The 20,932-nt window shown below is 41.0% G+C and carries 21 protein-coding genes and 1 tRNA gene; 14 read left to right on the forward strand and 8 right to left on the reverse strand.

Annotation, left to right across the window (positions count from 1 at the left end):
- Nucleotides 1-18: 18 nt before the first annotated feature.
- A complete protein-coding gene (locus tag MN869_RS16865) occupies nt 19-453 on the forward strand; it encodes a hypothetical protein (protein WP_004802690.1) in 435 nt (144 codons plus the stop codon).
- Nucleotides 454-475: 22 nt separating this feature from the next.
- On the forward strand, nt 476-1,129 hold the full coding sequence (locus MN869_RS16870; RefSeq protein WP_005206316.1) for a 4'-phosphopantetheinyl transferase superfamily protein: 654 nt from the start codon (nt 476-478) through the stop codon (nt 1,127-1,129).
- 22 nt (nt 1,130-1,151) lie between these two features.
- On the opposite strand, the gene MN869_RS16875 is transcribed toward MN869_RS16870, so the two are convergent.
- Nucleotides 1,152-2,618 (reverse strand): NCS1 family nucleobase:cation symporter-1, encoded by a 1,467-nt coding sequence (locus tag MN869_RS16875; protein WP_005206314.1) that lies wholly within the window; start codon nt 2,616-2,618, stop codon nt 1,152-1,154.
- A 192-nt stretch (nt 2,619-2,810) separates the two neighbouring features.
- On the opposite strand from MN869_RS16875, the gene MN869_RS16880 reads away from it, so the two are divergent.
- Nucleotides 2,811-3,524, forward strand: a complete 714-nt coding sequence (locus MN869_RS16880) for an aspartate/glutamate racemase family protein (RefSeq protein WP_241304665.1) — start codon at nt 2,811-2,813, stop codon at nt 3,522-3,524.
- 125 nt (nt 3,525-3,649) lie between these two features.
- On the opposite strand, the gene secF is transcribed toward MN869_RS16880, so the two are convergent.
- The 7 genes from secF to queA form a co-directional block, all read right to left on the reverse strand.
- Nucleotides 3,650-4,618: a protein translocase subunit SecF gene (secF, locus tag MN869_RS16885; RefSeq protein WP_004802697.1), complete on the reverse strand. Its 969-nt coding sequence runs from the start codon at nt 4,616-4,618 to the stop codon at nt 3,650-3,652.
- Nucleotides 4,619-4,628: 10 nt separating this feature from the next.
- On the reverse strand, nt 4,629-6,530 hold the full coding sequence (secD, locus tag MN869_RS16890; protein WP_004802699.1) for a protein translocase subunit SecD: 1,902 nt from the start codon (nt 6,528-6,530) through the stop codon (nt 4,629-4,631).
- Nucleotides 6,531-6,581: 51 nt separating this feature from the next.
- Nucleotides 6,582-6,911: a preprotein translocase subunit YajC gene (gene yajC / locus MN869_RS16895; protein WP_004802702.1), complete on the reverse strand. Its 330-nt coding sequence runs from the start codon at nt 6,909-6,911 to the stop codon at nt 6,582-6,584.
- Between the two features lie 108 nt (nt 6,912-7,019).
- The gene (gene tgt, locus MN869_RS16900; RefSeq protein WP_005206304.1) at nt 7,020-8,150 is read right to left on the reverse strand and encodes a tRNA guanosine(34) transglycosylase Tgt; all 1,131 of its coding nucleotides are present in this window, start codon (nt 8,148-8,150) and stop codon (nt 7,020-7,022) included.
- 350 nt (nt 8,151-8,500) lie between these two features.
- Nucleotides 8,501-9,070, reverse strand: coding sequence for a LemA family protein (locus tag MN869_RS16905; RefSeq protein WP_004802705.1), 570 nt, complete (start codon nt 9,068-9,070; stop codon nt 8,501-8,503).
- A 31-nt stretch (nt 9,071-9,101) separates the two neighbouring features.
- A complete protein-coding gene (locus MN869_RS16910) occupies nt 9,102-10,130 on the reverse strand; it encodes a hypothetical protein (RefSeq protein ID WP_241304667.1) in 1,029 nt (342 codons plus the stop codon).
- 177 nt (nt 10,131-10,307) lie between these two features.
- Nucleotides 10,308-11,345 (reverse strand): tRNA preQ1(34) S-adenosylmethionine ribosyltransferase-isomerase QueA, encoded by a 1,038-nt coding sequence (queA, locus tag MN869_RS16915; protein WP_016162594.1) that lies wholly within the window; start codon nt 11,343-11,345, stop codon nt 10,308-10,310.
- Between the two features lie 180 nt (nt 11,346-11,525).
- Here queA and MN869_RS16920 point away from each other — a divergent pair.
- From MN869_RS16920 to MN869_RS16970, 11 genes are all read left to right on the forward strand, one after another.
- Nucleotides 11,526-11,612, forward strand: a tRNA-Leu gene (locus MN869_RS16920).
- Nucleotides 11,613-11,799: 187 nt separating this feature from the next.
- A complete protein-coding gene (locus tag MN869_RS16925; RefSeq protein WP_243308790.1) occupies nt 11,800-13,170 on the forward strand; it encodes an integrase arm-type DNA-binding domain-containing protein in 1,371 nt (456 codons plus the stop codon).
- 595 nt (nt 13,171-13,765) lie between these two features.
- Nucleotides 13,766-14,503 (forward strand): hypothetical protein, encoded by a 738-nt coding sequence (locus MN869_RS16930; RefSeq protein WP_243308791.1) that lies wholly within the window; start codon nt 13,766-13,768, stop codon nt 14,501-14,503.
- 124 nt (nt 14,504-14,627) lie between these two features.
- On the forward strand, nt 14,628-14,864 hold the full coding sequence (locus MN869_RS16935; RefSeq protein WP_107008353.1) for a transcriptional regulator: 237 nt from the start codon (nt 14,628-14,630) through the stop codon (nt 14,862-14,864).
- 14 nt (nt 14,865-14,878) lie between these two features.
- Nucleotides 14,879-15,202, forward strand: a complete 324-nt coding sequence (locus MN869_RS16940; protein ID WP_243308793.1) for an AlpA family phage regulatory protein — start codon at nt 14,879-14,881, stop codon at nt 15,200-15,202.
- Complete coding sequence (locus MN869_RS16945; RefSeq protein WP_243308795.1) at nt 15,192-15,824, forward strand: hypothetical protein; 633 nt, start codon at nt 15,192-15,194, stop codon at nt 15,822-15,824. The genes MN869_RS16940 and MN869_RS16945 overlap by 11 nt, the downstream gene beginning before the upstream one ends.
- 3 nt (nt 15,825-15,827) lie before the next feature.
- Nucleotides 15,828-16,133 (forward strand): hypothetical protein, encoded by a 306-nt coding sequence (locus tag MN869_RS16950; RefSeq protein ID WP_243308798.1) that lies wholly within the window; start codon nt 15,828-15,830, stop codon nt 16,131-16,133.
- Nucleotides 16,126-16,653: a hypothetical protein gene (locus MN869_RS16955; RefSeq protein WP_243308800.1), complete on the forward strand. Its 528-nt coding sequence runs from the start codon at nt 16,126-16,128 to the stop codon at nt 16,651-16,653. Before MN869_RS16950 ends, MN869_RS16955 begins: the two co-directional genes overlap by 8 nt.
- 4 nt (nt 16,654-16,657) lie before the next feature.
- Entirely contained in the window at nt 16,658-16,993 is a 336-nt protein-coding gene (locus MN869_RS16960) for a CHC2 zinc finger domain-containing protein (protein WP_142767803.1), read from the forward strand.
- Nucleotides 16,990-19,527 carry a DUF927 domain-containing protein gene (locus MN869_RS16965; protein ID WP_243308803.1) on the forward strand — a complete coding sequence of 846 codons (2,538 nt, stop codon included), beginning with the start codon at nt 16,990-16,992 and terminating at the stop codon, nt 19,525-19,527. The genes MN869_RS16960 and MN869_RS16965 overlap by 4 nt, the downstream gene beginning before the upstream one ends.
- 62 nt (nt 19,528-19,589) lie before the next feature.
- Entirely contained in the window at nt 19,590-20,246 is a 657-nt protein-coding gene (locus MN869_RS16970; RefSeq protein WP_243308805.1) for a hypothetical protein, read from the forward strand.
- Nucleotides 20,247-20,932: the final 686 nt, after the last annotated feature.

The raw sequence follows: 20,932 nt of genomic DNA on the forward strand, positions 1-20,932 counted from the left end.
CAAGCAAGGGGCATCATAATGTCAATCAAACAATTATTCTTAGCAACTGTATTAACAGCTGGTTTTGCTGCATCTGTTCAAGCTGCAGATACCGTGCATAATCTGGATTTTAAAGCGGCGGTAGACCGTGCAGTTGCTGATGGAACCCTCGATGGAACGGTCAAGTTTTATCTTAAAGGTACCAAATCAGGTGGAAAAGTATTAGAACAAGATATCGTCACCAATCAGAAAACCAATGGTTTTGGTAAGTCAGCTGAAAAGTCATGTGATTGGGTGCTTCGTTCGGCATTAATCCAGTTAGACAAAGCCGCAAAAGCGCGTGGTGCCAATGCAGTGACCAATATCGTGAGTTATTTTAAAAAGAATGAATCACAAAATTCGACCACTTATCAATGCTATAAAGGTATGGCAGTGGCGAGCGTTGCACTGAAAGGCGATATTGTGAAGTTTTAAGTGATTGGATCAGGTTGAGCCAATGACGCTACGTGAAATTGAAATCCATGTTCAGGCATTGGCACAACTGCTTGAAAAGCCTAAAACTGATTTTGCTGATTTAAGCAGCTTTAACCATTATAAAAAACAGCAAATCAGGGACTACCGTAATCATCTGTTGGCGCAACGACTGCAAAGTGATGTTGCGGCGCTCAGTTTTTCCAAACATGAACATGGTAAGCCCTTTTTAAGTTCGCATGCACTGCATTTTAACCATACCCATAGCCAGCAATATTATGCCTTGGCCATGAGTGAACGGGTCAAAGATCTTGGGATTGATGTCGAGGAACTCGATCGGAAAGTACGTTTTGATGCCTTGGCACAACATGCCTTTCATGCCGAAGAATACCAAACTTGGCTGCAGCAAGATCAGGACCCAGAATATTGGCTGCGGGTCTGGACCACCAAAGAGGCGGTATTGAAAGCGTCAGGTCTTGGTATTCGTTTAGACCTGAATAGTTTGAATACGCAGGTGCATCCCTCTGATCAGGGCGGCATGTGTTCGCATCCATTGATTGGCACTTTTGCTTACCAGAACTTTATCCTGAACCAGAAAATCGTGGTCACCATTGCATGGCGGGCAGAGCAGTCTTGCCGAGGTTTTCAGTTTCCAAAAATTCAGATCATTCAGCATTAGAGAACAACCACCATCAATGCAGTCATTGATGGTTTTGAGGAAGATTTAAGCTTTGCTGATGATGGATACTCTTTGCTTTTAAAACGACACTTTCCCGAGAGAGGCGATAGTAAAAACTGCTGCCAAGCATAACGCCAATAAACCAGTTGAAGGGCGCCAAGAACTGAAAACTCGGAATAAGAACCAACAGCAGGCCGATACTGACTGCTGCCACTAAACTCATCACCGCTTTTTTATTGATGCCTTTTTGATAGTAATAGGCTGCTGTGGGTTGATCGCTAAATAAGTCATCGACCCGAACTTTCTGTTTGTTAATCAGATAAAAGTCAGCAAGTAGAATACCAAACAGTGGACCGATAAAAGCCGCTAAAGTATCAAGGGTATAGTGAATCAGTTCTGGGGAGTTAAATAAATTCCATGGGGTGATAAAGATGGAACCGATCGCTGCAATCATGCCTGCTCTGCGAAAATTAAGAAAACGAGGCGCGAGATTAGAAAAATCAAAACCTGCCGAAACAAAATTCGCCACAATATTAATGCCAATAGTCGCGGTTAATACCGTCAATAAACCGAGCACCACCACCAATCCGTTATCGATCATGGCAACCGTTTCGAGTGGATCATGTACCATTTTTCCAAAAACACTAAAGGTACCTGAAACAATCATCACCACAATGATGGCAAAGAAAATAAAGTTAAACGGCAGTCCCCAAAAGTTCCCTTTTTTGACTTGTTGCATATCTTTGCCATAACGGGAGAAATCACCAAAGTTGAGTAAGGGACCTGAGAAATAAGACACCACCAATGCAATGGCCACAATGGTTTGCATGATCTGCTGATTGGCGCTGAGCTGTTTATCACTGAGATTAAGGGAAATATTATGCCAACCTGCTTTCCACACCAACCATAATGCCAGCGCTAACATCACCACATAGACCATTGGACCTGCCCAATCGATGAAGACCTTGATGGTGTCCATGCCTTTCCAGAAAACCAATGCTTGTATCGCCCAAATAAAACCAAAACAGATCCAGCCAATCGTACTTAGACCTGCAAACTCTGTCAGTGTAAGCGGGTGTAAGGCTGGATAGAACTTAAGTAGAATCATCATCAGGGCATTGGATGCCAACCATGTTTGAATGCCGTACCATGAAACTGCAATCAGGCCGCGAATTAAGGCAGGAATATAGGCCCCATAAATCCCGAAGGCTTGGCGAGAGATGACGGCATAGGGAACTCCTGAAATTTGACTGGGCTTTGCGACCAAGTTCGCCGCAACTTGAACAATCACGATACCAATGAGTAAGGCAAGCAGAACTTGCCAGCTGGCAAGACCGAGTGAAAATAAGCTCGCTGCGACCACATAGCCGCCCATACTATGCACATCGGACATCCAAAAGGAAAAGATGTTGTACCAAGTCCAATTTTGTTGCGCAGGGATGAGATCTGCATTGGAGAGTTTAGGACTATAGTTCGGGTTATCGCTCATGACGGGTCTTCAAGATAAACAACTGTTCAGACCAGTGATGCATAAATTAAGCCAGTTTCTTTTCATTGTTTTAAATATTTAATTAATTTGTTGATTATAAATATTTTAATATTTAATTTTAGATTTTAACTGTTCAGACCAGTTGGATTGAAATATGATCAATCTTATTTTTTGAATTAAAAATGTGCAGAAATGAGAAACGCGACTCGAATTCAGATCATTAATCCAAATACCTGTGTCGAAATGACCGCATCGATTGCTGAGGCTGCATGTCGGGTGGCCGCGGCAGATACCCAAATTATAGCCCAGTCTCCAAAGAATGGTGTTCCTTCAATTGAAGGGCATTATGATGAGGCAATGTCTGCCATTGGAGTGCTGGAGTTAATTCAACAAGGGAAAGCACAACAGGTCGATGGGCATATTATCGCCTGCTTTGGTGATCCAGCCTTGCATGCGGCTAGAGAATTGGCTCAGGCGCCAGTGATTGGGATTGCCGAAGCTGCATTTCACATGGCCAGTTTGGTGGCGACAAAATTTTCGATTGTGACTACCTTAGCTCGAACCAAAATTATTGCTGAACATTTATTGCAGCAATATGGGTTTGAACGAAAATGCGCACAGATTCGATGCATAGATCTCCACGTATTGGCATTAGAACATGATAAGCAAATTGCCTATGAAAAATTATTGGCAAGCTGTCAGCAAGCTAAAATGCATGATGGGATTGGTGCAATTGTATTGGGTTGTGGTGGCATGGCCGAGATGGCAGATCAGGTCAGTCTAGAGCTTGGCATTCCGATTATTGATGGGGTTCGGGCTGCGGTAAAGCTGATTGAAAGCTTACATGGTTTAGGCATTCAAACCAGTAAGTGGGGAGATTATGATTATCCCTTAATAAAAGGATAATTCAGTGCAACTGCGTATAAAAATATAGATAGATGATGCGCGTCTGTGTGGAGATGATTTTTCTTTGCAGCTCATACAAAAATGCCAGCATTTCGCTGGCATTTTCAATTTAAAGAAGAACAGATTTAAGGAATCTGATCTTCTTCAAATTCAGGTTTAACTTGAACAATAAAGTCCTGACGATTCAGACCACGCCATAAAGCGTATGCTGTACCGATATAGATCGATGAGTAGGTACCAACAAAGATACCGACAAACATTGCCATAGAGAACCAGTGTAAGCCATCACCGCCTAAGAACATCATGGCAAGGACCACGAGTAATAGGGTCATCGAAGTATGGATGGTACGACGTAAAGTTTCTGTTAAGGCGATATCTACGATTTCACGAGGTGTAGCACCGCGAATCTTACGGAAGTTTTCACGGATACGGTCTGAAACAACGATGTTATCGTTGAGTGAGAAACCAATCACCGCAAGTACAGCCGCAAGTACGGTTAAGTCGAATGGCCACTGGAACAGCGCAAAGGCACCAAAAATGATGATAATGTCATGGAATAATGACATTACAGCGCCGACTGCCATTTTAAACTCAAAGCGAACGGTGACGTAGATCAACATTAAGATCAATGCCAGTGCAACCGCACCCGCAGAGCGGACATAGAGTTCATTACCCACTGCACCACCGACAGAGTCCACTTTGTGAACTTCTACGGTGTTGTTCGGTAATTGAACCGCTTTGGTGATGCTATTGCTCAGGTCTTCAACATTCAGGTCTTCTTGTACTGGCATACGTACGATGAGGTCAGTACTACTGCCTAATGTTTGTACCACAGCATCTTTAAAGCCTGCACGATCAAGTGCTTGAACCACTTGCGCAGGTTGAACCCCTTGCTTGTAGTTTAATTCAGCTGAGATACCACCGGTAAAGTCCAAACCAAGATTGAGACCTTTCGTTACGATAAAGAAGATACTGGCAATGGTAATCAGGATCGAGAAGATAGCCGCAGGTTTGGCAATCTTCATGAATGGGATGATTTTTAGATCATCTGGGCGACCGTATTGCTTTGAGTCTTGTTGAGTCAGATCAGTCATGTGAATCTCCTTAAATACTCAACTTGTTCAAATTACGGCGTTTGCCATAAATGAGCTGTACGATTGCACGGGTTACTGTAATTGCAGTAAACATCGAACAAATAATACCAATCATCAAGGTGACTGCGAAGCCTTTGATCGGACCTGTACCAATCGCGAATAAAATAAACGCAACAATGAACGTGGTTAAGTTCGAGTCAAGAATGGTGTTATAGGCGCGATCATAACCGGCAACAATCGCCTGTTTTGGCGAGGCGCCCCAGAGCATTTCCTCTCGTATTCGTTCACAGATCAGTACGTTGGCATCGACCGCCATACCAATGGTAATCACGATACCTGCAATACCCGGCAGGGTGAGGGAAGCCCCAATCCAAGACATTACTGTTAAGATCATGGCAAGGTTGAAGACCAAGGCAAAGTTCGCGATTAAACCGAATAGACGGAAGAACACGATCATCCAAATCGCAACCAGTAAGAAACCGATTTGGGTCGATAACACACCTTTATCAATGTTTTCTTGACCAAGACTTGGACCCACGACACGTTCTTCAACGAAGTACATCGGCGCAGCCAAAGCACCTGCACGAAGCATCAAGGCAAGCTCAGCCGCTTCTTGTGGTGAATCTAGACCGGTAATACGGAATTGTGAACCCAATACCGCTTGGATCGTCGCAGCGTTGATCACTACAGATTCGGTATATGGGGTGCGAACTTCAGTTTGAACCCCTGTGTTTGGATCAGCAACATAAGAGATCTTTTGTTTATTCTCGATAAACAAAACGGCCATACGTTTGCCGACAGCACCACGTGTCGCATCAGCCATCAACTTACCGCCAGAAGAGTCTAGGGTGATGTTTACTTCAGCACCACCAGAGTCTTGGCTAAAGCCAGAACTTGCGTTTTGAACACGTTCACCGGTCAAAATACGGTTACGCTGTAACAGCAATTGACGACCACTGTCTAAAGACTGATAAGCAAAGACTTCAGTCCCCGGAGGAAGTGGTTGACCATTATATTTACCTGTATATGGGTCAATATATTGATCATTACTATCCGCGACCAAACGGAACTCTAAGTTCGCCGTACGACCCAAGACACGCTTTGCTTCTGCGGTATCTTGCACACCCGGTAATTCAACCACAATACGGTTGCTACCTTGAGTTTGTACCAGTGCTTCAGCCACACCGAGTTCGTTAATACGGTTACGTAAAGTGGTTAAGTTTTGATTCACTGCATAAGATTGAATTTCCTGACGACGAGTGTCGGTATAATTCAGTCTTAAGGTTGCACCAGATGAGGTTGCAACTGCTTGCTGAGTAAATTCATTACCATTACGACGTAAAAAATCGGCCGCTGCATCACGGTCTGCATTGCTGGCAAACTGGACGGTAATGGTATTGTTATTTAAAGCAAGGTTGTTAAATTTGATTTTGTTATCACGGAATTGACGACGCAAATCAGTCGCTGATGTTTCCATACGCTGACTAATTGCTTTATCCATGTCGACTTCGAGCAAGAAGTGTACACCGCCACGTAAGTCTAAACCGAGTTTCATCGGTTTCGCCCCAATTTTTTGCAACCACTCAGGTGTGGTTGGTGCAAGGTTGAGGGCAACTACATAGTCATCACCTAAATCACGGCGTAACACTTCTTTGGCTTTTAACTGCGCTTCAGAAGAGCTTAAACGTAATAATGCCGCGTTATTGGTAAAGCTATTGTCGTGACTGCTAATGTCGGCAGTTTTTAAAATCTGCTCAGCTTTTTGCACGATCGTCTGATCAATTTTGGTGCCTGCTTTTGCCCCAGAAATTTGGACAGCAGGTTCATCTGGATACAGACTTGGAAGTGCATATAACGTACTGATCACAAGTACCACAAGGATCAGTAAATATTTCCATGCAGGGTAACGCATTCGCTTTCTTCTTAAATGAAAAAGTCGTGCTGAGGCACGACTATTTTATGATTAAAGGTTATTTAATGTGCCTTCAGGTAATACTGAAATGACACTCGCACGTTGGATTTTTACCTCAACACCGCGAGTGAGTTCAACTACTGCAAAGTCACCTTCAAGCTTGGTAATTCTCCCCATTAAACCACCAGCAAACACGATTTCGCTGCCTACACCCAAGCTTTCGATTAAAGAACGATGTTCTTTAGCACGTTTTGCCTGAGGTCTCCAGATCAAGAAATAGAAGATTGCGATGAATACCGCGATCATCAATAAGTTTGCCATGAGGCTTGGACCTTGTGTCGCAGCAGGAGCCGCGTGAGCAGTAGAGATGAAAAAACTCATTTCGATTTCCTAAAATTAAAAGGCAAAAAATTAACAATAAATTCCAATTCGTTTTGCAATGTACCTTGTCTTGCGATCAGGCGCAAATCTTGATGCAAATCGTTCCGCTTAGTCTTCTGGACATGCTGGAACTTCTAATCCACGACGGGCATAAAAGTCCTGAACGTATTCATCAAATGTGCCATTATCCAATGCATCACGCATACCTTGCGTCAGGCGTTGGTAGTAACGTAAGTTGTGGATGGTGCCAAGCATTGATGCCAGCATCTCACCACACTTCTCTAAATGATATAAATAGGCACGAGTAAAGTTTTTACAAGTGTAGCAATCACAATGTGGGTCTAAAGGCCCTTTATCATGGCGATATTTACTATTACGGATTCTGACTAGGCCATCGGTAACAAAATAATGACCATTACGGGCATTACGGGTTGGCATCACACAGTCAAACATATCGACACCACGGCGAACCGCTTCCACGATATCCTCTGGTTTACCGACACCCATTAAGTAACGCGGTTTGTCTTGCGGCATTTTGTTAGGTAAATAATCAAGCACCTTGATCATTTCTTCTTTCGGTTCGCCGACCGAAAGACCGCCAATCGCATAACCATCAAAACCAACTTCTAACAAGCCTTTGAGTGACTCGTCACGCAGGTCTTCGTACATGCCACCTTGAATAATGCCGAATAAGGCATTTTTATTGTTAAGCGCATCATGGTGGTGAGTTTTACAACGTTTCGCCCAGCGTAAAGAAAGCTGCAATGATTTTTGCGCTTCTTCATGGGTGGCAGGGTAAGGGGTACATTCATCAAAAATCATCACGATATCTGAGTTCAGTACATGTTGGATCTCCATTGAAATTTCTGGAGACAAGAACACCTTTGAACCATCAATCGGAGAGCGGAAGGTCACACCTTCTTCTTTGATTTTACGCATTGCGCCCAAGCTAAACACTTGGAAACCGCCAGAGTCAGTCAAAATTGGTTTATCCCATTGGATAAACTCATGCAGACCGCCATGCTCTTTAATCACTTCCAAGCCTGGACGTAGGTAAAGGTGGAAGGTATTTCCTAAGATAATTTGTGCCTGAATTTCTTCAATGTCACGCGGGAGCATGCCTTTAACCGTACCATAAGTACCCACTGGCATAAACACAGGGGTTTCAACCACACCATGTTCTAAAGTAAGTCGACCACGACGGGCGCGCCCCGACTGGCCTAATTTTTCAAATTTCATGTAATAACCTGAGCAAGATCGAAGTGCTACTTTGATTGCAGCGCAAGGAGGCGAAAAAACAGTTCGCTGATCGAAAGCGGCTATTTTCCCCGATTATGGCGTGTAGTTCTACTACTAAATGTAGCTATAACCAAAAAATAATAATCTCCCCTAACCCCTCTTTAAAAAGAGGGGGATAAAAGGCGATATTATCTGACGATAAACTCAAATGCTCCCTCCTTTTTTAAAGGTGAGCTGCGGTTATCGCAGCGCAAGGGAGGAGGATTTAGGGGGTTAGATCGTAAATTTAAAGCATCAAATTGAATGCTTTTCCGCTTATAAAATAGACTATAGTGATCGGCGCTAAGGCACTAAAAATTCGGCTTATAGTCAAAATTTTCAGTCGCCAGATTATCCTTAAATGGGCGAATGGCTTTCTTGGATAAAGTCAGCGTATTGATCAGATTATTCGGGAACACTTCGATTTGGTTATTAAATAATTCCACGTTGCGGTTAAAAATAGTGATGGCTGCACCGACATTTTCGTTTTGCTCCTGAATATCATCCATCATCTTGCTATACAGCGCATCGGCTTTCAGTTCAGGATAATTTTCGACCACCACATTTAAGCTACGAATCAGTTCCTTACTCATTTTCTCAATCTGTTGTAACTGTGAAATATCCGTGTCATTCACATTTAGATTGAGAATCTGTTGACGTAACTCAGTGACTTTTTCCAAGGTGGATTTTTCGAACTGAGTATATTGATCTAGTGTTGCTTCCAATGCTTCCAAGGTCTTTACTTTCTGACGTTCGAAGTTAGCCACTTCTGACCATGCGCGTTTGGTGGCATTAAAATACCGTACGATATTATTGCGGATTGAAATACCCCACACGATCAGTGCGACAAAAATTCCCAAGAAGATCAGTAAACCTGTCATCGCCATTCCCCTTATTGTTATTGCTCAATGATTAGCGAATTAAATTCAGCATCAATTGTTGAAACTTATGATATTGCGGCATGGTCATGGTTCTTAAATGTCCACGTAATGCTGGAATATCCTGAATGTCACTGCGTTTACTGGCGGTTTGGAAAAGATTTTGTTCGCCGACGTAACACATGATTTGCTCCTCATGATGATAAATTAAATCACCTGTAAAATGTTGAAAAAAATCATGTAACTTTAAGGTCAGGCTAGGGCTTACTTCTTTTGCGAGTCGGTGTTGGTCTAAGCCAAAAATATTCAATTCTTGGTTAATCAAAATATCGCTGCTTTGCCATGAGCTGGTATAAGGTTCAAAAAAACGAGAGCGTTGATTGCTGACGGCAATCCCTAAGGCTGGCATTTGAAAAATAAACGCGCCCCACAAATCTTTATGGATTTCTTTAACGATTTTTTTATCGCTGCTTTGATCCTGCAGGATCGGCATTTCACTGACATAGTGATACTGAAACAGTAGAACCTGATGTTCTGTGTTGCCATCATGCCATGTGGTCGACGCGTATTGGGTAATTTCGTTAGATTCATTGCCGCGATTAAATAGGGGGAAATGTTGCTTTAACTTGCTGATGACTATAAGTGGCTGTGCTTGAATCGGTAAATAAGCCGGCAATTGCTGAAACTGCAAACCATAGCGCAATACCGTCATTCGTTCTTCTAGATAATGGATGACGCGCATTAATGGCTCTTGTGGTTCATAAAGCAGATAGGCCAGAAAACCAGTCAAAAATGCCCCGAGTAGACTCCAGATATATTGAATATGCGGATGTAGAAAATAACCAAACACCAAGGTGCCAATACTGATCAGTGCTAATAAATAGGGTAGGACATTAAAAAAACGCAGGCTGTGATCGTCACGCCAAGGATGCAAGGCATCTAGCAAAGCTTGATCACTATGCGCTTTCTGTCCAACATCCCACAGTCGTGCAATATTGCGAAAAACCTGCGCATTTTTTCTACGCCTGATATGTAGCGCTTGTTGTACAGTGTCGATCGGCATGGAAATAATCGTTTCATTATAATTGGTCTGTCTTGTTTGAATTATGCATTAAATTTCAGAAACTAAGAAGTCTATAATCTGAATTTAGCTGTGTTTTATTATTTTGAATGAATGACTTTTAACAAAGCATTTTATTGAGAAAATCGACTAAACCATAATTTAGTCGATTGATCAGTATTAAGCGTCGAGCTTATCCACCAGCATTGCATCGCCATAACTAAAGAAGCGATAACGTTGCTCAACTGCATGGGTATAAGCCGCCAAGATATTGTCTCGATTGGATAGCGCTGAAACTAACATCAGTAAGGTCGATTCTGGTAAATGGAAGTTGGTAATCAAACGATCCACGATACAGAATTGATAACCCGGATAGATAAAGATTTGGGTATCACCTGTCCACGCTGCAATTTTGCCTTGATTGGCTTGTGCTGCACTTTCTAAGGCGCGGGTCGCCGTGGTTCCGACAGCAATGACTTTATTACCACGCGCTTTGGTTGCCAAAATCAGGTCAATCGTGGCTTGTGGTACATCACACCATTCACTGTGCATAATGTGATTGGTAATGTCTGTGGTACGTACAGGCATAAACGTTCCTGCACCGACATGTAGCGTGACAAAGGTCTTTTGCACGCCTTTGGCTGCTAGTTTTTCTAACAAGCCTTGGTCGAAATGCAAACTGGCTGTCGGAGCTGCAACACTGGCAATTTTTTCAGGATCGTGGAATACGGTTTGATAACGTTCGGTATCAATCTCTTCCGCTTCACGGTTGAAATAAGGTGGAATCGGCAGTTGACCGTATTGATCCAGTACCGACAAAATCGGTTGTGAAAACTTCACCACAAACAGATTTTCATGGCGACCTTGTACGGTGACAGGAACAGCATCTTCACCGATATACAGTTCTGCGCCTGCTTTTGGTGAGTTACTTGATTTGATATGGCAATGGGCCGTGTGGGTATCCAACATGCGCTCAACCAGCACTTCGATAGCTCCGCCTGTCGCACGTTTACCTTTTAAGCGTGCTTTCATGACTTTGGTGTCATTCAGTACCAGCAAATCACCGTCTTCAAGTAGATCGAGAATATCGGTAAAGGCATGGTCGTGATATTGACCTTGCGCATCGATATGCAGCAGGCGAGATGCGCTACGACTGTCTAATGGATAGCGAGCAATAAGTTCATCGGGGAGATCAAACGAAAAGTCGGAGAGTTGCATACATCTAAAACATTGCAAAAATTGGGCGTAGTATAGTCTTTTTTGTGTTTTCTCGCTAAGTTCGCGTGTTTATTGAGAGAAAAATATCTGAATGATTTAAAAGTGAGCAATAAGCGTGAGTTAGTGTTTGACAATAAAATCAAACAGGTTATTATACGCAACACAAAGCATCGCACTCTTCCCGAGGTGGTGAAATTGGTAGACGCGGCGGACTCAAAATCCGCTGTCAGAGATGACGTGTCGGTTCGAGTCCGACCCTCGGGACCAAGATATAAAATTATATGCCAACATACAGCATATAAGCTCCGAAAGCCCTGATAATTCAGGGTTTTGTTGTTTTTAAATGCCGAAACATACAAACATATACCACTATACAGCGTAAAATAATAAGGATACATTTGAGGATATATCCACTGCGGTCAACTTCCGTATCCTCATTCGGAGTGAAATCCTTATGGCTAAACAGATTAAGCCACTTTCTTCTACTCAATGTGATAGCGCAAAACCTAAAGAAAAAGATTACAGCTTATATGATGGGCAAGGGTTAATTTTATTCGTCCGTAAGAATGGCTCGAAAGTTTGGCGGTTCAAATATAAACGTCCTAATGGTAAAGATGGATTAATGACACTGGGCAACTATCCAGCACTTACTTTAAAAGAAGCTCGGGAACGTCGTGCAATCTATTTAAATCAATTAGCCAATAATATTGACCCCATAAATCAAATAAAGATTGAGGAAGCTAAGAATAGCGATGAGTTTAGCTTTGAACGTATTGCACGAGATTGGCATGAGGCTTATGTGGCTACTGGCAAGTGGAATCAAGCTACAGCTAGAAAAGCCCTAAGCAACTTTGAAATGTACGTTTTCCCTGTCATTGGTAGCAAACCAATAGATACGATTAAAACCCGAGATTTGTATAGCGTCCTGAGTAAGATTGAAGAAAAGGGCTATTTAGAAATTGTGAGTAAAACACGCCAAAGATTTTCAGGTATTTTCGCTTATGCCATTACTAAAGGCTATATTGACCTTAGCCCAGCCGTGGCATTGAGTGATGCAATCACTATTACAAGAAAGACAAAGCACTATCCTAAATTGCCATTGGTGCGATTACCTGAGTTTTTCAGCCGTTTAAGGAATGACGGAGGCAACCCAATTACCAAGCTGTGCTTAGAGTTCGCCTTGCATACCTTTGCCCGATCTAGTGAGCTACGCTTTGCACGCTGGAATGAGTTTGATTTTGATAAAAAGATATGGACCATACCTCCTACAAGGGAATTGATTGCAGGATATAAAGATTCTCACAGAGGCGCAAAGATGAAAGAAAAGCATCTTATCCCTTTATCCCCACAAGCATTGAAACTCATTAAAGAAACACAGGTTTATAGCGGTATTTCCTTAAATGTATTTCCTAATAGCGTAGATATGGGCGGTTTTTTGAGTGAAAACACTGTCAATGACATGATACGGCGCATGGGGTACAGCACACAGGATGATGTATGCATTCACGGCTTTAGGGGTATGGCATGCGGTGCATTGATTGAAAGCACATTATTTACTGAGGATGCAGTAGAGAAGCAAATGAGCCACCAAGAACGCAACGGCGTGAGATTGGCTTATATGCACCATGCGGAATTTATGGAAGAACGTAGAATGATGCTTTGTTGGTGGAGTGATTACATCGAAGCCAACCAAGAGAAATTTATTAGCCCAATGGAGTTTAGCCTTTCATTGATGGAGCAGGCAAAGCAGGGCGTAATTAATATTAAATATGCGAAGTTGATTAAGCTTAAATTGGCTGAAATGACAAATTCATTCATAGCTTAATTAGGCAAAAATTGCATACGCAAAAACAGCCTTTAAATTGCTAATTCTCCTAAAATTCTAATTTTTCTATTTTACGGATATAGTGTTTTTTTGAGTGTTACAGGTGTTACAAGGTTACACCCTTGTTTTATAATGACTTAATTTTAAAAAGCTGTAACACTTTTTATTTAATAGGTTACATATTTGTTTTTATTGAATTATTTTAAATTTTAAGGACATTATTTTGTGGCTGTAACTTACTTTTGAATAGGGTTTCACGTCATAAAATGAATGTGTTTTATTGCATAAAACACTGTTTTATAAATATTAAATTTTAATTTTGGCTGTAACCACTTTTGTAACCTATTTTTTGCTGAATTTTGTATAGGGTGAATGAGTTACAGAATAGGAAATTGCCAGCCATATGAGTGCTGGAAAGTCTGAATATTTGGATTATCACCTACTTTATTGACCAAAATGACAACTTTTAAAACAGTCCTTTGTATCTTGCATAGGCAAGATGAATGATTTAATTTTTTGCTGAACATAACCTTATATGCCACTATACCGAAATTAATCTATACTTTTTATTAGTAGAAAGAGAGTGGTAAGTTTGATGGATATTTCAACTACAGAAAAAAGAAACAAGTTTATTGAAAATCTATCTAAGGACTTATGGATTGAATGGGTTCTATTAACTGCGGATATCACAGCTTTTTATGCTAAAACACCCCCACAATTAGATGCGAATGAAGATACCTTTTTTATTCTCAGCCTGTTAAAAACTGATGAAAAAGACTTAACAATTAATATTTTTAGGGAAGTTTTTAAAAAGCATATTGAACAGGGGAAAGGAAAGTTAAGAAAATTACGCCCATTTCCAGAAAACTATAGCGCACAAAATAAGTGTTTAACAAAAAGTGAAGATGCGGAACTTTCTTTTTATTTCGCTGTAAGAGCGTGTATTTGTGAGTTTAAAAATGATGCTAATAAAGGATTATTTGGACTATCCAGAGCCATATTCTTGCATGGATATGCGCTTGGTTTAAGTAAGACTAAATCAGTATCCATTATTTCCTACAATGAAATGGCAGATACTCATGATTTGGGAGGGCAAGCCGTGGCAAATAAAGCAGATTTAGCTAAACAGCAGGTGATAGCTTTATGGATCAATAGATTTGATAATCCAGACTTGAAACCTAAGCATAAGAAATTTAAAGCACAACTAGCACAATGGATAATTGAAAACCCTGATGTTATTACCGATCAAAAGGGGAGTACCCTTACTAAAAGTAATGGTGAAGCATGGTACACAGATAAGAACACTATTAGTGGTATTTTAGTTGGGCAATAAAAACCAGAATGGCTAGCCTTTCATTGGACATCCTAGCAAATCACATGCTAAGCAGGCTCATCTATTTTTAGTATTAAAAATTAATAACAAAATAGCCTTCATAAACCGATATGAGGGCTTATAAATGCAAATTCATGCTTTACCTACTCATGCACAACCGCTACGAGTATCTCAAAAAACCACTTGTCAAATGTTAGACCTCACTGCCGAGGGACTACGCAAACTTATAGCTAAAGACCCAACATTCCCTAAGCCTTACAAAGCTGGAACTACACGCCAAGCCCCTGTTTATTTTGATTATGCGGAATTGGTGCAATGGCATAACAGCCAAAAACAAACCAATACGATGCAATCGGCTTAATCGGGAGAATTGTCATGTATGAATCAAATCAGCCAATTCAAAACCAATACGGTACAGGGTGTTATTACCGCATGAAAGACCTTGCTAACATTCCCGAACGTCCAGCCCGTATCCATCAATATAAATCAGGCATTAACAAGGGCAAAACCAGAGTAATCGGCGAACGTAGAGCTAGCAAAGGTCTAATAGGCGTATCTGAAAAAACACTATGGGAATGGGTCCGTAAAGGTGATTTTCCCCAGCCAATAAAACTTAGCCCAACGATTACCGTATGGCGAGCAACAGATATTGCGGAATGGATGAAATCAAAAGAAATAGGGGCAAACCATGACAGCTAAACAATATAAGAATGATGAAATTTATCTCATAAAAATTTACGGGGATGCAATCGGTGAAAATAATCCTGATGACCGTTATTTGTTGGGGATTTATGCTTCAGATAGTCAATTGCATGCCCATGATTGTGCTAGTGATCTATCTCGAAAATTTTTACTTTCAATATCGACACAGATTGAGGAAACCAACCGAAAGCATGCCATTACGGAGATACAGAAAAAGCTACGCTTTAATGATGATTTAGAGCATCTAAGTAATGATGAATTAATAGAACTTTCCCAGTGGTGGTATTGCTACGAGTTACGGTCAAGTGATGATCCAACCCAACGCACACAAGGCTTTATGCGTTTTACTGACTTTATACAGGCGCAAAATACTCAAAGTGAATTTAAGGGTAACTTTCCAAAGGAGCAAACTAGCCTAGATTTTGGTTGTGAACAGGTAAACTGGCAGAATCAGGCTGATTTTTATAGAAAAGCGATTAAATACACGCCCGAGCATCAACTATACAAGGCGAATCAATGGGTCATTAATAATTATCAGCGTAGCCAAACCATTTTGGATGTAATCCGAAAGCGTAAACCTGTGCCTAATCCTATCAATGAACATATTTTTGAGGAGTAGCACATGAGCAATTTTCAAAATTACATTGCAAACACCAATAAAGATTTATATTCTATTCATGCCCAACAAAAAGCAGTTGGGTTAGCTTTGGTCGGCTATTTTCTACAAGGCGCACAGTCCGTTTATTGGGCTTTTTTTGTGCGTAATATCTCTATGCGTTCGCATGTTATGGCGAAGCTGGAGAGGGACACTTTCGAGTGTGTAGGAAACCTTGTAGACCTATCGACCAACCCTTTTCAGCTTTGCCACCCTCATTTGGTCGTGAATGGCAAAGCTCCTAAACTACAAGGAGTGCATAATCATGCCTAATCTACCGTACAACACCAGTAAGCTATTGGCTGAAATCAGCAATATCAATACAGATTATTTAGACCGTATATCCGAGTTAAAAGACCTTGCAAATATTGCTATCCAAGAATCTGAAAACGTACAAAACACGCTAAAACGCAATGACTTAGAGCCTATAATTGCCATTTATAAGGCGGTTAAAGAACTGTCATTCATTTGGTGCGAGTACATAGAAGAAAACAACTTTATCATCCGTGAAATTAATGCAGATAGCCCTTTTGATGGCAATCTATTTAGCTTTGAAGATGATCTTGCATCATATTTGGAACGTGCAGAGACCTTATCCAATCTAATTGCAGTTATCCGAAAGGAAATTGAAAATATACATATTCAATATGTTGATTTTCGCCTCCATTTGCAGAGCGTGAATAGCCTTACAAGTGTTATTCAACGTTCATTTAAAGCGTTATGCGCTGATATTGAAGCTGAACAGGACGTTTTAAGCGAAATGTACCCTGAAACTATAAAAACAGGGGCATAACAATATGAAAAAAGCGCACCCTACGCTAGGGAAATACAGAAACACCAATACCGATAAGCCAAAGAAATTTGGCTTAAATCGGGCATTACTTCCTGATCCTATCGAATATTTAACCGCTAGAGGCTACGCCGTCAAAGGTCGTGGCGAATGGCGAGAAATGATTTGTCCTTTTCATGATGACAGTACCCCAAGCCTACGCATTAACAGCCGTAAAGGTTGTTTTAAATGTATGGCTTGTGAAGCTAAAGGCGGTGATTTGATTGCATTTCACCAATTGCTAACAGGCAAGTCTTTTATTGAAGCGTGTAAAGACTTGGGCGCATGGGAGAATGACAAATGACTGAATTTTTAGATTATCAGGAAGTCCAAGAACAAGCGTTTATCCATGCTCAAAAGCTGGCAGAACGTGAGGTTAAAAATGGTTATCAGTTTGAGTACCTATTCTGCTATACCGATGGTCACGGTATGCCTGTTTATTGGAAAGTCCGAGCAAAAAACCACCATACTGGTGATAAATGGATACGTATATTCTCCAGTGGCGAACGTGGTTTTAAATTTGGTGATCCTAATTTCACGGAACTATACCCAATAGGGCAAGGCAAAAAGCCGTTATATGCCCTTGAACAGGTATTAAATATTGCCGAAAAACAGCCTATTTATATCGTTGAGGGTGAACAGAAAGCCGACATTATCAATTCATTGGGCTTAACTGCGACCACATGCGGAGGCAGTGGGAATACAGATAAAACCGACCTTAAGCCACTTGCCAATCATGCCATTGTGATATGGGCAGATAATGACAAGGCTGGGACCAAGTTTTTTAATGAAATTACCCAGCAACTTGATGTATTGAGCTGTGATATTCGATATATCGTTTTAGATGGGCTGAATTTGCCCGAAAAAGGCGATGTAATGGATTGGGTAGACCTACGCAAGCAACAAGGGCTAACCACGACAGCAAGCGACATTACAGCGTTAATCACAGCACAATATCAGCCACCATCACCAAGCGATAATTTACCTGATGGCATGCTTGCAGAGCCAATGGAATGGGAAAACGGCAGTTTTGAGGTACACGATAAAGGCGTGTTCTATATTGAAAAGCTGAAAAATGGTGAATATCGGGAACGCTTTATCTCCAGTCCAATTCTAGTGACAGCCAAAACAAGGGATAACACCAGTAACAACTGGGGGCGTTTATTGCAGTGGCAAGATGATGCTTTTATTCACCATAACTGGGCTGTACCGAATGAGCTATTTCAAGGTGATGGCACAGAGTCACGAAAAGCCCTATCCAATCAAGGCGTGATCATTACACCAGACCGCAGAGGGAGAGAGCTTTTTCAAATCTATTTAATGAGTTATCCAGTCGATAAATTTGCCTTATGTGTGGATAGTGTCGGCTGGCATGGTCATCGTTATGTATTGCCGACTGAAACCTATAGTAATCCAGCCACTAAACATGATGAAGTGATCGTGTATCAGCGTACAGATGGGCTAGATAACCGCTTTCAATTCAAAGGTGAATTAGAAACGTGGAAAAATGGCGTAAGTTTATTGCTAGAAAGCCATTCTAAGCTTGTATTTAGTGTGGCGTGTGCCTTTGCTGGGCAGTTACTTGAACCATTAAATCAGCAAGGCGGTGGCTTCCATATTAATGGCACATCATCCAAAGGGAAGAGTACTGCTATTTATCTTGCATGCAGTGTATGGGGACACCCGAAAGAGTATTACCGTACTTGGAGATCTACAGGCAACGCCCTAGAGCAAACAGCCTTTATGCACAATGATGGTTTTTTGGTATTGGATGAAATTGGCGAAGCCAGTGCCAAAGATATTGGGCAAACCGTTTATATGCTTGCCAATGGTCAAGGTAAGGCACGTATGGCAAGAACAGCAATAACCAAAGCCCCACAGCAATGGCGTGTCTTGTTCTTATCCAGTGGCGAAAAGACCTTTAAAGAGATTCTAAACGAGATTGGGCAAACAGCTAAACTTGGGCAAGAAATTCGATTACCTGAAATTAGCTTAGATGCTTGTGAATATGGCGTATTTGATCTTGTGGATTTTGCCCCTGATGCTTCACAGCAAGCCAATATGCTGTATGAAAATTCAATCAATGCTTATGGTGTAGCTGGTAAAGCATGGCTTGAATATTTGACCAATGATAAAGGTCAAATGACTGAAACAGCTTTAAAACTTTACCAACAATATAAAGCAAAACTTACTCCCGATAATGCACAGGGGCATATTGCCCGCGTGGCTTCACGTTTTGCTGTTGTCGCCGTGGCTGGCGAGCTGGCAACACAAGCAAATATTACAGGCTGGAAAAAGGGCAGGGCTTTAGAGGCTGTAATCAGCGTATTTAAGACATGGTTAAATAGCTTTGAAATGGTCGGGGATTTTGAAGATCGGCAGATACTCCAGCAAGTCAGAGCATTTTTTGAGGCGAACGGAAATAGCCGTTTTGATACCTTAATTGAGGGAAATAAGCGTGCAAGCTATGGCAATTCAGATCATGCCGATGATGCAAATACCGATACCAAGAGCTTTAGAGAAAAAACCATTTATCGAGTGGGCTATAAGGTTGTAAATGCCCAACAGCGTGAAACCTTGCGTTATTTGTTCTTTAAAGAGCAATTTAAACAGGAACTTTGCACAGGTTTTGACCCTAAGAAAGTGGCGAAGGTGCTTAAAAAACATGGCTGGTTAGACTGTGCTAATGGCAAAACCACCAAACAGGAACGTACTCCCGAAAGTAAAAATCCAGTTTGGCTATATGTGTTCAACACTTCAATGTTTAGCTATGACATTGAGAAAGCCACCAATCCATATACGGATGACGTAAACACAGGCACAACCATAGATATTTAACTCAATTACAGGCTGTACGAGTGTTTAACGCCGTGCAGTCTTTTTATTGGTGATCTTAAATAATGAATATTGCACAGTTAATTAGCCAAGTTTTACAGCACTATGGCGCAAGTCTTGAGTTAATCAATAATCAAGTTTTACGCTTACATCATTCTGATGGTATCCCCCAGCAAAGCACAGACCTTGTACGTAAATACAAACCACAGCTAATACGCCGTTTACGGCTTCAATCATGTTATGAGCTATTGGAGCATATCCAGCAAGAGGGTGCAGAAATAGAGCTAATAGACAGCCAAACCGTGCGTTTACATCATGCAGAGCGCATCACAGATATTGAAATACAGAAAGTAAAACAGTCTAAAGCAGAAATTATCGAAATACTGAGTAATTCGACAGCATCCAATTCCGAAATATTAGACCAAGATATACAGCAAGAAGTGATACAGACCTATTTTGAACGGCTGGAGCGACACCGTAGCAACTTGCGTAAGATTAATAATCCTGTAGAAAATGCCCTTGTTAAACCTGAGCATATACGGCAAGACCTAATACAGAAATTTCTAGTGAATCAGGAGCAAGCCCAGCATTTTATTAATGCTCTAATTGAACAGAACATCTTTTATTACGACAGTAATTTTAGATTCTATTTATTCCCTAATTTCACCCATCCAGCAATGACCGCTTTTCAGCATCACAATAGCTTTGCCCAAGCTCATTAAATTGATCAGATTTTGAATTTTCGCCGTAGGGTGGCAAGGGCGAGGATATTCATTCCGAAATTTTGGCACTGTTTTGTAATGTAGGTGATAATCCTAGATAAGCCACAAATGTAAACTCATAAAGTTTATTCAAAACTGCCAAAAGATAAATAATCTTGCCCTAGTTGCTCCAATCTTTATTTACTTTTATCGAAATTGGAAATTTTTTTATACGTGAGAAAGAGGGGCGGTGTCCGCTTATGGCGAATTGAGATATTTTTCATGCCCCCCTTGCCCTAAATCGTACCCCATGTAACATGATTCAAAGGCTCAAAGTGTTACAGATAAATTTATATAAAACAGCCTTGTAACCTGTGTAACACTTGTAACACCTCAAAAATAATAGATATGTGTAGTAGAGTAGATACAACTATAATTAATTGAATAAAAACCATATAAGATATTGATATATAAATAATTTTATAAATAAAAGTAAGTTTATATATGTATATATATTCATCACTATTTATATGGGTGAATTGAAAAATTTATATAAAACAGTCTTGTAACCTATGTAACACCTGTAACACATAGAAAATATAGATATTTAATTATTGGCAAAACCGGCTTTGTTGCATAAATAAATTTCATCCCCATACATGTTAGATGAATACAGAATCAAAAAGCCGATACAAAACAACGAACTG

It is taken from the genome of Acinetobacter sp. NIPH1876 (assembly GCF_022808535.1).
In the GTDB taxonomy this organism is placed as follows: Bacteria; Pseudomonadota; Gammaproteobacteria; order Pseudomonadales; family Moraxellaceae; genus Acinetobacter; species Acinetobacter higginsii.